Below are 13573 nucleotides of genomic sequence, written 5' to 3'. Positions count from 1 at the left end.
TTGCGGTCTAACGTTTCGTGGTAAATAATGTTTTGATATCTGCGTCCGTAACGGCCACGGTATATACCTTGAACTGGTCGAGCAGCCCGGTGTACCGAAGCATCCAGCCGTCGGGGTTGCCGCTTACGCCGGCGTGTTGCTGAAAGGCGCCGATGATGAACTTCGACGGGTCTTTGAACGCCAGGGCGCCCAGCGGCTTGTTGTCTTTCATCCGGTTGGCCACCGCATCGGGAATGGGGTACTTTTCGCCATCCACGAATAAGCTGAATACCGATGTTTTTTCGTCGTACCGGAATGCGATATGCTTCCATTTGCCGTACATGTCGGGCAGGCGGTTGAGGCCGTTGTTGTTGTTGAACTCCACCCAGTTTCCGGCGAAGTTGAATTTGAGCAGCATGGAATTGTCGGCTGCATTGTCGTTCCCTTCCACCAGCGCGAACATATTCCCCCAAAAATCGGTAGACCGGCCCAGCATGAAGATGCTTTGGGCGCCGCCGGTGTGCTTTTGGGTGTTCATCCAGAAAGCGACGGTGAAGCTGGTCATGGACCCGATCTTTGAGCCGGCGGTAAATACCATCATGGAGTTGGTGGCGCCTTTGTAGGCTTTGCCCTGCACGCCATTGTCGTACGCCACGTTCGTGGCCACGCCTTTTTCGTAATAGATACTGTCGATCCCGCTGCCTTCGAACCAGAGGTTGCGTTGCAGGGGGCCGTTGAGCTTGGCCACATCGTCGGGGATGATGACGAGCGGGGGCCTTTCCATTTTCTGGCAGGAAGCGAATCCTGCGGCTATGATGAGGAGGGAAATTGATTTATGGATAGACATGATTGTAATCGTTTAAAAGGATCAATAATCAGGATTCTGTTTCAGCACGCCGCCGGATTTGTCGATTTCGGGCTGGGGGATGGGAAGGTAGCGGTTGCGGGGTTGATAGTTTTTGCCCAGCTGTCCGAACGTTTGTTCTGCGATGCCCCAGCGTACGAGGTCGTAGAAGCGTTCGTGCTCCATGCCGAATTCCACCCTTCTTTCGTGGCGGATGGCGTCGCGCAGTTCTGCCTGCACGGTGGTGACCACTTTCGGCAAAGTGCCTGCGGGCGCTCCCTGGCGGGCGCGCGTCCTGATCAGTTCCAGCCACTGCAGCGCGTCGGTGGTATTCTGTGCGCCGCCCAGCTCGTTGGCGGCTTCGGCGGCCCAGAGCAGCACATCGGCATACCTGACGATGCGCATGTTAAGCCATCGCCCTGCACGGGGAACGTTGCCGCCGGCGGAGTTACGGACGTTTGGATGCGTGTATGCCTTCCTGTTGTACCATTTCCCGACAAACCCTGCCTGCGAGGTAATGGTGCCGGCAATGCCATACGGCTCGGGCGCGTTGTTGGCCATGCAGGTGTATTCGCGGCGGGGATCGCCGGTCTCGAAAGCATCGTAAAGGTCTTGTGTGGGCACGTTCCAGCCCCAGCCAAGGTCCCAGTTGCCGGAGCCGCGCACGCCCTGGTAGTTGGCGTATTGGATGCCGTAATCCTGTGTGGAATTGTACAGCGCCTGTATCTCGAAAATGGATTCGGGGCAGTTTTCCCCTTCTTCGGAAAACACTTTCCAGTACGGTTCGAAAAGACGGTACTGGTTGGAATTGATGATCTCACGGCATGCGCCCAGTGCGGAGCCCCAGTTGGAACGGGTGATCCAGGTTTTTGCCTGCAAGGCCTTGGCGGCCCATTTGGTGGTACGGCCAATGTACTCGGGGCCCCAGGTGGGAGGAAGCACGTTGGCGGCTTCCTGCAGGTCGGCATCGATGAGCGCGTAGATCTCCGCGACGGACTTCTTCGGCACGTTGCCTTCGGTGGTATTCGTTACCACGAAATCGATCTTCGGCACTTCGCCGAAAGCACGTACGAGGTTGAAGTAGGCATAGGCGCGGAGGAATTTGGCTTCGCCGCGGTTCACCAGTTCGGCGGGGTTCGGGTTGGCGGTTTTGTCTACCGCGCCGATCACGTCGTTGCATAATTTCACGAGCCTGTAATGGTCGCCCCAATAGTCGTTGAGCAGCCAGAAATCTTTCAGGTAAATGAAATCATCGAACATCTGTTCGGCCGGCACGCCGTCGCTGGCGATGCTGCCTTTCATGGCGTCGTCTGACCGGATGCTGTGCACCGCGCCGAACTTGACGCCCGCGCAGCCTTCCGTGCGAAGCCCGGCGTAGGCGGCCATCACCTGGCTTTCCAGCGCGCTGAGGCCGAGATCGTCCTGGGTATATTGGCCTAATGGTTTACGGTCGAGGAACTTGCTGCAGCCGGCAACGCCGATACCGAGCAGGAATATGGGAAGAATGAGTTTTTTCATGTTGCGGCAGTTTAGAAGTTTACATTTACGCCGAAAGAATAAATCGCCGGCAGGGGGTACGATCCGTTGTCGACCCCGAAGGAGGTGGAACCTCCGGCAAATTCAGGCGTGTACCCGGAATTGCGCTTGAAGGTCTTTACGTTCTGCGCATTGGCGAACAGGCGGAGCGACTGCAGCCCGATCCTGTCCAGCTGTTTGCGGGAGAAAGTGTACCCCAGCTGTACGTTCCGGATCCGGAAATAGCTGCCGTCTTCGATGTTGTAGGTAGAGTTGTAGGTGTTGTTGCCGCGGCCGGTGTGGAGGATGGGCTCCCAGTTGGAGGTGCCCACGCCATGCCAGCGGTCCATCCGGTACAGCGGGTAATTCATCTGCGCGAACGTGCTGATGTTGCCCCAGCTCCGGAAGATCTCGTTGCCGTAAACGCCCTGGCCTTCGATGCCGAAATCCAATTGTTTGTAGCTGACCGTTGCGGTAATGCCGTAAGTGAAATCGGGTGTGGGGTTGCCGATGATGGTACGGTCGTCTGCATTGATCTTTCCGTCGCCGTTCACATCGCGGTACTTGATGTCTCCGGGTTTCACTTCGCCCAGTTCGTTCACCGGCGATTTCATGATCTCTTCCTGCGTCTGGTAAATGCCGTCGTGGATATATCCGTGGAAATACCCGATGGGGTAGCCTTCCTGCGTCCACGAGGGGCCGTCGATGATGTTGAATCCTTTGCGGTTGAGGGCTTCCACCTTATTTTTGATGGTAGTGAGGTTGCCGCTGATGTTGTAGCTCCAATGTTCGCCGACCTTGTCTGCCCAGTTGAGCATCAGCTCAAAGCCTTTGTTGGACACGGTCCCGGCGTTCTTCATTTCGCCCACGCCGCCCGAAAGGCCGGTGGCGGGGATGATCACGAGGATGTCTTTGGTGAGCTTGTTGTAATAGTTGACTTCCGCGCGGAGCCGGTTGCCGAGGGTGGTCAGTTCGAAGCCGGCTTCCCAGCTGCGGGCGGTTTCCCAATGGAGATCGGGGTCCACGAAATATTCGGGTTGCAGGGCCACCACGATGTTGTCGCCGAAGATGCCGGAATTGGCACCCGTAAGACTGGGATAGGCCGGATAGCGGCGGTCGCCCACGTTCTGGTTGCCCAATACGCCGTAGCTGCCTTTGAATTTGAGATATTGCAGCCAGGAAACATCTTTGAGATAATCTTCCTCGCTGGCTACCCACGCCACGCCGGCGGCGGCAAAGCGTTGCCACTGGTTCCCGATGGCCTGGAAGGCGTTAGACCCGTCGAGGCGGTAGGAAGCATTGAGCAGGTATTTGTTTTTATAGCCGTAGAGCGCGCGCACGAGGTAAGACAGGGTGGCCATGTCCCAGGCGCGGCCATCGCCGCGGAGCGTGGTGGCGTCCCCGATATTGCCGTTGGCGTACCAGAAGCGGTGGTCGTTGGGGATCGGCCGGCCTTTCTGTTGCTGCACGGTGGAGGAGGTTTTCTCGTAAGAATTGTAGTAGGTGGTGAACCCGCCCAGCGCCGTAATGTTGTGGTGGCCGAAGCTGCGCTTGTAAGTCAGCAGGTAGTCGCTCTGCACTTTCGTGTAGATGTTCTGTTCCTGGCTAACGGAAGTGAGTTTGGTCACGGAATCGCGCGGGGGATTGATTTCCGGGTTGTAGAACGTAATGAGCGGTGTGTAGGAGCGGTTTACGTTGAAACCGTAATCTACGAAGAAAGATGCCCGGAAAGTGAGGTCCCTCATGAGTTTCAGCTCGCCGAACACGCTGCCTACCGCGCGGTATTCGAGGTTGCGTGCGATGCCTTTGCGCAGCTCCACGTCGTACATGGGGTTGAACACCTGCGCGCGCTGGAAGCTGGGAAGGGTATGGTATAAGCCGTATTCTTCGTTGTATACCGGCGCGATGGGCGCGGCATTGATGGCGCCGCCCACGTCTTTGGTGACGGGCAGCAGCGCGCGGTAGCCGGAGAAGTTGACGCCGAATTTCAGGGCTTTGCTGACCTGGAGCTCGTTGTTCAGGTTGATCGTGATCTTTTGCAGTTTTTCATGCTTGATGAGGCCCTGTTCGGTGGTGTACCCCATCCCGGCGTAGAATTTATTTTTGTCGGTAGCGTTGCTGATGCTCAGGTTGTTATAGTTGAGGACCCCATCCTGGAAGATCTGGTCCTGCCAGTTGGTATTGGCCTGCCAGTTCGTATAGTCGTAGGCGGGATTGCCCTGGTTGGCCAGCTGCTCGTCGAACAGTGTTTTGAACTGTGCGGCGTCGGTCAGTTTGATGCGGTCCGTCACTTTTTTGATGCCGACGGTGGAGTTGAAATTGATGGCGGTTTGCCCGGCGGCGGCCTTTTTGGTGGAGATGATGATGACACCGTTGGCACCGCGGACGCCGAAGATGGCGAGCGACGAGGGATCTTTCAGGATCTCCATGGAAGCGATGTCTGCCGGGTTGATGAAGTTGATGTTGTCATTGATGATCCCGTCCACCACAAAAATCGGTTTCACGCCGTTGATGGTGTTGGTACCGCGGATGCGGATGTCGGGGTCGGTGTTCATGCGGCCGTTGTTCACGATGGTGAGGCCCGCCACGCGGCCCTGGAGGGATGTGATGGGGTTGGCGCTGGGCTTGTCGGCCACTTCGCTGCCTTTGATGGAAACGATGGACCCGGTTAGGTCGCGCTTTTGCGCGGTGCCATAGCCGATTACGACCACCTGTTCCAGCTGGGCCTGCGCCACGTCGAGGCTGACGTTGATGACGCTTTGCCCGCCCACGGTCACTTCTTTGGTGTTATACCCGATGAACGAAAAAATGAGCACCGAGCCCTCGGGCGCGTTGATGGAGTACATGCCCTGGGCATCGGAGATCGCGCCGGTGGTGCTGCCTTTCACGCGGATGGCCACGCCGGGGATGGGGAGGCCATCGGTACCCGTAACGCGCCCCGTGACCGGGGCCGCCGCTTCCGCCGTAGGCTTCTTTTAACACGATCAGCCGGTCGTTGACCAGCTCGAAAGCGAGGGGAGAATATTGCAACATGCGCTCCATCACGGAAAGCACTTCGGCGTTTTCCACCGAAACGTCCACCCGTCTCATATCGCTCAACAGATTTTCATGGTACAGGAACCGGTAACCGGATTTCTGTTCTATGGCGTTCAGCACTTTTCTAAGATCGGCAGACTTCATGTGAAGCGTGATCCTGTCCTGCGAATACACACCGGCGGAAACGTGGAGAAAACCGGTCAACAGGATGGCAGCCGTCAGTTTCATCATAACAGCAAGCTTTATTAGGAAATGTTTTCCCGGGAGCCCGGGAAAAATCCTGCTCTTTTTCATATATTTTTACATTGAAACGGGTTGGATAATGGGCAGCCTTCAGCTTACCAGGCCGGTAGCTGCCATTGACATGTCTGATCCAGGGCGGGGTGCCGGACCAACGGCGCCTCGCCCTTCTGCTTTTGGCTAAGTAGAGTTGAAAGTCGGCATACGCGTGGATTTAGTTTTGGTTTGTTCAGTTACGTGAAATGATTATTTCGCTGTCTTTGACCTGGTAACGGAATGGCGCTGTGATCGCCAGTGCGCGGAGTGCCTGCTCCACGCTTTCTTTTTCGAACGAGCCTGTAAACCGCAGCTGCGCCGTTTCTACGTCGCTGAAGCGGATGGGGATGTTGTACCAGCGTTCCATTTTGAGGGCCAGCTCAGCAAAGGATTCGTCGGTAAACACCAGTTTATTGTTCATCCAGGAAGTTTCGGCCAGGCTGCTGTCTGCCGGTTCGTACCGGAGGTTACGGATGGCCATGATGGGTTCCGGCGATTTGACGGGCGCGTTGTGTGCCGCCGCCGAATCATCCCTCACCACGATTTTTTCATTGGGTTTGAGGAGGAAGCGCTCCGCCGGCCGGCTGCTGAGGGAAACTTCGATGCTGCCCTGGAGAAGCGCTGCTTCGGAGGATTTGTCGTTGGGGTATGCACGCAGGTTGAACCGCGTGCCGAGCACGCGGACGTTCATTCTGCTGGTGCGGATGATGAAAGGCCGCTCGGGGTCTTTGGCGACATCGAAGAACCCTTCGCCCGAAAGGTCCACTTCCCGGCTGCCGCTGCCGAAATCGCGCCCGTAGGTGAGTTTACTGCCGGCATTGAGCCAAACGGTGGTGCCGTCGGGCAATTGCACGCGGGTTTTGCTGCCGTATTTGACGAGCACTTCGCTGGGGGCCGCCGCCAGCTCAGGATGGCCCGTCTGCGAACGGAAAAGCCAGGTGGCAGCCAGTACCAGTACCGCTGCCGCTGCGGCCCATCCCGCATACCGCTTCCACGGCCGGGCGCGCACCGCTTCCAGCTGGAAGGGCTCGTGGGAAACAGGCTCCATGTCCCGGATGCCCGCCTGCCGCATCCGTTCCTGGTGCCGGTCCCAGGCCGCTGCCGTTTCCGCATCGGGCCTGCCGGCCTTCCGGGGCCACATGTCGGCCACCGCCTGCACGGGGATGTGCAGCTCCGGATGGTCGCGCAGGAGCCCTTCCAGCTCCCGCAACTCTTCCTGCGAAGCTTCTCCCGCCAGCTTCCGGGCAATCAGTTCCCAAATACGGTCTTCCATTTGCATAACGTCGGTGTTACGCAATAAGGAGCCGCTATCCCCCGAAATCTACCAAAGGAAAATCAAAAATATTTTTCGTTCAATCGTGAAGGTTTGATAATCAGTCTTTTGTCGACTTTTTTAATTTCATTTTCAACGCCGTCCCGATCTTTTGCAGGGCAATGGCGAGCTGATTGTCGATCGTTTTGACGGAAATATTGAGGATTTGCGCCACTTCCTTGTACCGCAGCCCGTCTTCCCGGATCAGTTTGAACACGATCTTGCAGCGCGGCGGCAATTGCTGGATGGCTTGCTGCAACTGTAAGGCCATTTCGGCGGTCAGCAGCGTCTGCTCCGGGTCCGGGGCTGGACTTTCAGGTTCCATCACCAGATCGTCCAGCGGAACGGACGATCGTTTCTGTTGTTTGAGGAGATGTTTCAGGGAAGCGTTGCGGGTGGAAACGTAGAGATAAACGGGGAGATTGTCGATCGAATCGAGCTGGTGGCGGCGTTCCCAGATGTTGATGAACACGTCAGACACGGCTTCTTCGGCCGCTTCCCGCGACCGGGTGAAAGCAGTGGCAAACTGGAGCAGGGGCTTGTAAAACCTGTCGAACAGTTCCCTGTAAGCGGCTTCGTCGTCGTACAACGCGATGCGGCGCTGCAATTCCTGTGTGTTCATAAACGTGGCATCTGTATCGGGCTGCGAGGGCGGGCAGCCGGTAAGACCAAGTTAAGGTTTTTCCAGCAGGATGTCGATCACCTTGCGCGTTTTGCGGGTGCGCATCTTTTCGGGGACGCTGGCCAGTATTTCTTTCCGGAAAGCTTCGATGAGCGCCTGTTTGATGAAATACCGGTGCGTGACGAGGCTGATCTCGCGCACGGGCTCGGGCGACCGGAAGAAGCGGACCATGTTGAGTTGTTTGGCGGTAAGGTCCTGCAGGCTGAGCTCCGGCAGGATGGTATAACCTTCGTTGAGCTCCACCATGCGTTTGAGGGTTTCCACGCTGCCGGTGTTGTATTCGAGGTTCTTGAATTCGCCCATGCCGAACTTGTCCTGGCAGATGTTCAGCACCTGGTTGCGCATGCAATGGCCTTCGTTGAGGACCCAGATGTCTTTCGCATCGAGGTCTGCCACGTCCACGAGTTTCTTTTCCGACAGTTTGTTGCTTTTGGCGGCGTAGATGACGAAGTTTTCGTAAAACAGCGGGTGTTCTTCGAGGTGCTGGTTGTGGAGCGGGGTGGCCAGGAGGCCGCAGTCGAGCTGTTCCTGCCGCAGTAGCTGGATGATCTGTTCGGTGGAATATTCCCAGACTTCCAGTTTCACTTTCGGGTATTTTTTCAGGAAGGCCGTTAATACGCGGGGGAGGAGGTAGGGGGCGAGGGTGGGGATGATCCCAACTTTCAGGGTGCCTTGTACTTCCTTCTTGCGGTCTGCGATGATTTCGCGGATGCGGGCATTTTCCTTGATGATGATGCGCGCCTGGGCGATGACGGCCGAACCGATCTCGGTGGGCACCACCGGCAGTTTGCTCCGGTCGAAGATCTTCACGCCCAGCTCGTCTTCCAGTTTTTGGATCTGCATGCTCAGCGTGGGCTGGGTCACAAAGCATTTTTCCGCGGCGGTAACGAAGCTTCTGTGCGTGTCTACCGCTACTACATATTCCAGTTGTACCGTAGTCATGATATTGGTAAAATCAATTGCAAGTTAAGGGATCAATAGGCGATATCTATAAAAAAATTACGAACGGCGTGGGTGCCGTTCGTAATGAATATGGTGTGATCGTTGCCTGATTTTAGAAGATCCGGTAACGGTATTTGATCTTGTCGACGTTGAGGGTGAGCTCGCGCATGTTGATGGACGCCTGGATTTCCTGAACGGCTTCGTTTTTGAGGCCGCGGAACTCGTTCTGTTTGGCTTCCACGATGGCGCGTTCTGCCAGGGCATTGTCTTGCGCGAGGCGGAGCGAGTGGTTCACCTTGGTATAATAGGAATCCAGGAGGCTGAAGTACTCGTTATAGAGGTTTTCGAAGCGTTTGGTCATCAGCACGAGGTCTTCGAGCTGGTTGTTCGCTTCCTTCAGGTTGGGATTGTCGCGCAGGAGGCCTTCGTAGTTGATTTTTCCGCCTTTGGAATACTGGGCTTCCAGTTTTGCGAAGAAATCCACCACTTTATCTTTCCGGAAATCGATGAAATATTCGTTCAGCGATTCGGCGATGGTTTTATTGCCACGTGCGGGAAGGGGCGTTTTGAGCACCTGCGCGGTGAAGGCGAGGTGGTCGTACATATTGTCTTGCAGCAGGGAAAGCTGGTCTTTATTGAAGTTGAGGCCGAATTCGAATTTCTGGTTCGCATCGTTGAGGGCCGTGTAATAGATCACGTATTTATTCAGCTCCTTTTCGAAATCCTGCAGCAGTTTGTGGTTAATGGCCTTGTTGGATTGGCTCACGCTGTGGAGGAAGTTCATCACCGAGCTGGCGATGGCCAGGGGCGGGGTGAGGGAGGTGAATGATTTGAAGATCGGGCTGTTGATGATGGATTTGGTGGATTCCACCAGCTTGGTATTGCGCTCGTTCTTGTCGGATTTACCTTTGAGGATAATCTTTTCGACCAGTTCCACGACGCGGTCGCTCAGTGAAAAACCGAGTTCCTTGCTTTCCGGGTTGTTGAGCGAGGTGATGAACACGTCCAGGTTGGAAGTGGTGGTCCTGGATTTGAGGTCGATAATCTTTTTGTTGAGCAGATAGTAGGTTTCGGTGGCCTGGATGAGGTTGTTCTTGATCAGGTCGTATTTGGTGATATTGTCCAGTTCCCGGCCGAGCGACAGCTGTTCGATGGCTTTGGCGTTCTGTTTATCGCTGTCGGACACTTTTTGCAGATCCTCCATGATTTTCTTGATGGTCGTATCGGCGGTCCTTACCTGCGGCGGCTTTATATCCGTCGGAGGCGTGGGCGTAGGGTCCTGCGCCAGGGCGGTCAATGTCACAAATCCCGTCATCGCAAATGGCATCATCCATCTGATTAGCTTGAGCATGCTTGAAATGTCCTTTTTATGTTAAGAAAACCTTAAAGAAAATATAATGCCAAAAATAGTTCCAACATGTAAAGATAGTGATAAATTTTACTGCATAACCCCTAGTCAATAAATCCCGATCGTCGTATTAGGCCTTTTTTATACCTTTGGCGGCTGAATTACCCCTGTTTTTTGATTAAAACTGATTGACATTGAGCATACGGCACCAGGCGGCATTGGCTAAGAAATATATCCGTTATTATATGACGGCGGGCAACCGGCACGATGTGCATTCGCCCTTCGTGTACGGTCTTGTGGAAGAAGTTCTCAATAAAAAGGGCTTCCGTCCGGAATACGGGCCGGTGGAGCAGTTGCGCACGCGGCTGTTGCAGAGCAGCGATGTGGTGGAGGTGACAGACCTCGGGGCCGGCTCGCTCACGGGCGCTTCCAAATCCCGGCGCGTCCGCGATATTGCGCGGCACGCGGCCAAACCGGCCAAGTTCGGGCAGTTGTTCTACCGCCTCGTGCAATACCTGGATGCAAAGAACGTCCTGGAACTGGGGACTTCGCTGGGCCTTTCCACGGCTTACATGGCTTCGGCCGGGGCCACGGTGCATACCATCGAAGGCTGTCCCAACATCGCGGCGCTCGCCAAAATGAATTTTTCGTCGCTGGGCCTGGAAAATGTCCGCCAGCATACCGGCAATTTCGACAATGAACTGCGGGGAGTCCTCCAAAATATGCCGAACCCCGATATCATGTATATAGACGGTAACCACCGGGAGGAGCCGACGGTCCGGTATTTCGAGGAAAGTCTGCCGTTCCTCCGGCCCAACAGCATCGTTATTTTCGATGACGTGCATTGGACGGAGGGGATGGAGCGCGCCTGGGAAACGGTGAAATCCCATCCTTCCGTTACCACAACCATCGATCTTTTCTTTATCGGTATCGCGTTCGTAAGCCCCGATTTCAAGGCGAAACAGCATTTTACCATCAAATTCTGAGAAAACCGGCGTAAATTCCGGTATGCTTCCCTCTTTCGTGCCCGCCCACAAATGCGACGACAAGGCGATCGAATTGCTGCGCAAAACCGAATGGTCGGAGGCAAGGCCGTATGCCATGGCCCTGATGGAGTGGCTGGAAGATATCAATAGCCCGCATTTCAACCCGATCTACAATTACCTCATGCCGCATATTCACGAACTGGCCGCGGAATTCTGTGCAGTGTTCGCTACGGACGATGATGTATGGAAAACCAACTGCATTTATCTCCTCGAAAAAGCGCGCGTTCCCGTGAAAGATCCGCCGCTGCTGGCGATGCTGCTGCGTATGGCGGAAAATCCCACTACCGGCGAAATCTATCACGATACGTCGCAGGCGGCGCGGGAGCTGGCGCAGGAATGGAACCTGCTCTGACCCGTAAAAGGGTAAACCGTATTCATCCGAAACATAGTCGCATTCCCCACTTTTGCCACCGGCAACGGAATGGGCCGTTGTAATTTTAGCGCATGAAACCACCGTTTATCCCTACCGACAAATGCGATGACGACGCCATCGAAATCCGATCACGGCACGATCGTCGTAAACAGATACGTGGCCAGGATCACCAGCAACACCACACCCTGCTGGATGTTGGTGCGCCCGGCATTGAAGGAAATGCTGATCGTGAACAGCGATAAGAGCAACAGTAAAGTGGATTTGGTATCGATTCCCAGTGTTACGTCGAACCCCGCGATGATGGACACAAGTGCCACAGCGGGGATGGTGAGGCCGATGGATGCGAGGGCCGACCCCAGCGCCAGGTTCAAACTTGTTTGCAGCCGGTTCTTGCGGGCCGCGCGGATGGCCGCGAGGCCTTCCGGCATGAGGATCACGGCGGCGATGATCACGCCCACCAGGCTTTTGGGCGCGCCAAGGTCCATGACGATGCCCTCGATCGTGGGCGACAGCTTTTTCGACAGCAGGACCACGATGGCCAGTGAAACAACGAGGGTGAAGAGGCTGATGAACATGGTGAGGCGCGAAGGCGGCGCTGCGTGGTAATCTTCATCGTTTTCTTCGGGCAGGAAATAATCGCGGTGGCGGACGGTTTGGACAGACACGAATCCGCCATACAGCACCAGTGAAATGATGGCCACGAATATGAGCTGGCTGGAAGAATAGACGGGCCCGGGCGTGGTGGTCGTGAAATTGGGCAGTACGAGCGTGAGCACGGAAATGGCCGTGAGGGTCACGAGTGCCGCGGAAACGCCTTGTTTGATATAGATCTGTTCTTTATGGAGATAGGAGCCCCAGAGCAGGCAAATCCCGATAATACCCGTGTTGATGAGCATGATGGCGGCGAAAACGGTGTCGCGCGCGAGGGTGGTGGAGCCGGCGCCGTCTTTGGACAACATCATCGACACGATGAGGGAAACTTCTATGACGGTGATGGCGAGCGCGAGGATGAGGGTGCCGTAAGGCTCGCCTACCTTATGCGCCACCACTTCGGCATGGTGAACGGCGGCCAGTACCACGCTGATGAGGGAAACGCCGAGGAGCGCGGCCATCCAGCCAGACAGTTCCGTTCCTGCAAACGCGAGGAAACAGGCCCCGATGATGGGGGAAACGAGGGTCCATAACGGGAGCTTGATGTTCCATTTGCGGGAAAGAATGTGATTGTATGGCATGGTGTAAAATAAGTATTTGAGGTTCCCCGGCACATTAAAATTCCATTAGAATTCGGGAAACTATGACTAATATAACTGATAAGTAAGGCGTTTTGTTGAATGGATGTTTGTAATATGGGGATTTGATGGTATGTTTGATTGTACCAATTTACGCCCGGCCACATGAAATCCCTTACCCTGAGCCTGTTGCTGTTTGTAACGCAGTTGGCCGCTTCCGCCCAGAGCCGCGATAAAATCCTGCAATGGGTGAAGCAACATCAGACCGATTCCCTGGTTGCCGCCTGCGCACTTCCTTTCGAAATGGATTTGGGCGACCTTCCCGAAAACAGGATCTTCAAGACATCTTCGCAGTTAAAGATAAAATTCCAGTAACTGTTCAGATCCGGTGAACTGGAATCGTGGATGCGCAAAGCGAAAAAGAAATCGTACCCGGATTATATCACGTTCGAGAGCCGGGTGGTTGAAAACGGGGAACTGATGTCTGAGTCGATGATCACTTTCACTTTCCGTATAGACAAAGACGGGAATTACAAACTGGTGAGAATTATGGGAGCAGGGTGAAATAATGGAAACCCTGGAAAATGGCGCTTGAGGTTTAAAGACAGACCATCTCAGGAACTGGTTTGGTTAATTTCATTCAATTAAAAAAGTAGTAATTGATGGACAAGTTATGCTGTGGTTTGTTTAAAGAAATGCTGGGAAATGCGGGGAGATCGGGATTTGCCGCACTGCCAAATATTTGCGATACAGGAGAAATTCACATCTTTCTGCAGGGCAGGAATCAGGATTCCAATCTGAAGGAAGGAAAGTTGACCATCATCCAGCAAGGTATCGCTTACTGTCCTTTCTGTGGGACGAAGTTTTCGGAAACCATTCAAGCCAACAGGGAATTAATGGAAGGTTTGGCAGAGAAGAACCGAAACTATATTCTTTAATACCTATCTGGTTTTTGCAAATCAAAAGAAAAATCGATCCCTGAAAAATTGAT

The 13573-nt window shown here is 54.8% G+C and carries 14 protein-coding genes; 5 read left to right on the top strand and 9 right to left on the bottom strand.

Annotated features, from left to right (window positions below; translation table 11 throughout):
- Window positions 1–7: 7 nt before the first annotated feature.
- The 8 genes from WJU22_RS24945 to WJU22_RS24910 form a co-directional block, all read right to left on the bottom strand.
- A complete protein-coding gene (locus WJU22_RS24945) occupies window positions 8–826 on the bottom strand; it encodes a LamG-like jellyroll fold domain-containing protein (protein ID WP_341840887.1) in 819 nt (272 codons plus the stop codon).
- 21 nt (window positions 827–847) lie between these two features.
- A complete protein-coding gene (locus tag WJU22_RS24940) occupies window positions 848–2341 on the bottom strand; it encodes a RagB/SusD family nutrient uptake outer membrane protein (RefSeq protein WP_341840886.1) in 1494 nt (497 codons plus the stop codon).
- 11 nt (window positions 2342–2352) lie between these two features.
- On the bottom strand, window positions 2353–5238 hold the full coding sequence (locus tag WJU22_RS24935) for a TonB-dependent receptor (RefSeq protein ID WP_341840885.1): 2886 nt from the start codon (window positions 5236–5238) through the stop codon (window positions 2353–2355).
- Complete coding sequence (locus WJU22_RS24930) at window positions 5126–5605, bottom strand: STN domain-containing protein (protein WP_341840884.1); 480 nt, start codon at window positions 5603–5605, stop codon at window positions 5126–5128. The genes WJU22_RS24935 and WJU22_RS24930 overlap by 113 nt, the downstream gene beginning before the upstream one ends.
- A 238-nt stretch (window positions 5606–5843) precedes the next feature.
- Window positions 5844–6923, bottom strand: coding sequence for a FecR family protein (locus WJU22_RS24925; protein ID WP_341840883.1), 1080 nt, complete (start codon window positions 6921–6923; stop codon window positions 5844–5846).
- A 100-nt stretch (window positions 6924–7023) separates the two neighbouring features.
- The gene (locus WJU22_RS24920; protein WP_341840882.1) at window positions 7024–7584 is read right to left on the bottom strand and encodes an RNA polymerase sigma-70 factor; all 561 of its coding nucleotides are present in this window, start codon (window positions 7582–7584) and stop codon (window positions 7024–7026) included.
- A 51-nt stretch (window positions 7585–7635) separates the two neighbouring features.
- Window positions 7636–8586 (bottom strand): hydrogen peroxide-inducible genes activator, encoded by a 951-nt coding sequence (locus tag WJU22_RS24915; protein WP_341840881.1) that lies wholly within the window; start codon window positions 8584–8586, stop codon window positions 7636–7638.
- A gap of 112 nt (window positions 8587–8698) precedes the next feature.
- A complete protein-coding gene (locus WJU22_RS24910; protein WP_341840880.1) occupies window positions 8699–9937 on the bottom strand; it encodes a hypothetical protein in 1239 nt (412 codons plus the stop codon).
- A 191-nt stretch (window positions 9938–10128) separates the two neighbouring features.
- Between WJU22_RS24910 and WJU22_RS24905 the strand changes: the two genes are divergently transcribed.
- Both WJU22_RS24905 and WJU22_RS24900 read left to right on the top strand, forming a co-directional pair.
- Window positions 10129–10920 carry an O-methyltransferase gene (locus WJU22_RS24905; protein WP_341840879.1) on the top strand — a complete coding sequence of 264 codons (792 nt, stop codon included), beginning with the start codon at window positions 10129–10131 and terminating at the stop codon, window positions 10918–10920.
- A 22-nt stretch (window positions 10921–10942) separates the two neighbouring features.
- On the top strand, window positions 10943–11332 hold the full coding sequence (locus WJU22_RS24900; protein ID WP_341840878.1) for a DUF5071 domain-containing protein: 390 nt from the start codon (window positions 10943–10945) through the stop codon (window positions 11330–11332).
- 149 nt (window positions 11333–11481) lie between these two features.
- Here WJU22_RS24900 and WJU22_RS24895 read toward each other — a convergent pair whose 3' ends face one another.
- Window positions 11482–12585, bottom strand: coding sequence for an ionic transporter y4hA (locus WJU22_RS24895; RefSeq protein WP_341840877.1), 1104 nt, complete (start codon window positions 12583–12585; stop codon window positions 11482–11484).
- Window positions 12586–12747: 162 nt separating this feature from the next.
- On the opposite strand from WJU22_RS24895, the gene WJU22_RS24890 reads away from it, so the two are divergent.
- The 3 genes from WJU22_RS24890 to WJU22_RS24880 all read left to right on the top strand — a co-directional run bounded on the left by WJU22_RS24890 (window position 12748) and on the right by WJU22_RS24880 (window position 13520).
- Window positions 12748–12957: a hypothetical protein gene (locus tag WJU22_RS24890; protein ID WP_341840876.1), complete on the top strand. Its 210-nt coding sequence runs from the start codon at window positions 12748–12750 to the stop codon at window positions 12955–12957.
- 30 nt (window positions 12958–12987) lie between these two features.
- Entirely contained in the window at window positions 12988–13146 is a 159-nt protein-coding gene (locus tag WJU22_RS24885) for a hypothetical protein (RefSeq protein WP_341840875.1), read from the top strand.
- Window positions 13147–13244: 98 nt separating this feature from the next.
- Entirely contained in the window at window positions 13245–13520 is a 276-nt protein-coding gene (locus WJU22_RS24880) for a hypothetical protein (protein ID WP_341840874.1), read from the top strand.
- Window positions 13521–13573: the final 53 nt, after the last annotated feature.

The organism is Chitinophaga caseinilytica, assembly GCF_038396765.1.
GTDB classification, from domain to species: Bacteria; Bacteroidota; Bacteroidia; order Chitinophagales; family Chitinophagaceae; genus Chitinophaga; species Chitinophaga caseinilytica.
The sequence above is the reverse complement of the archived record's forward strand: the minus strand, read 5'-3'. Positions and strand labels throughout refer to the sequence as shown.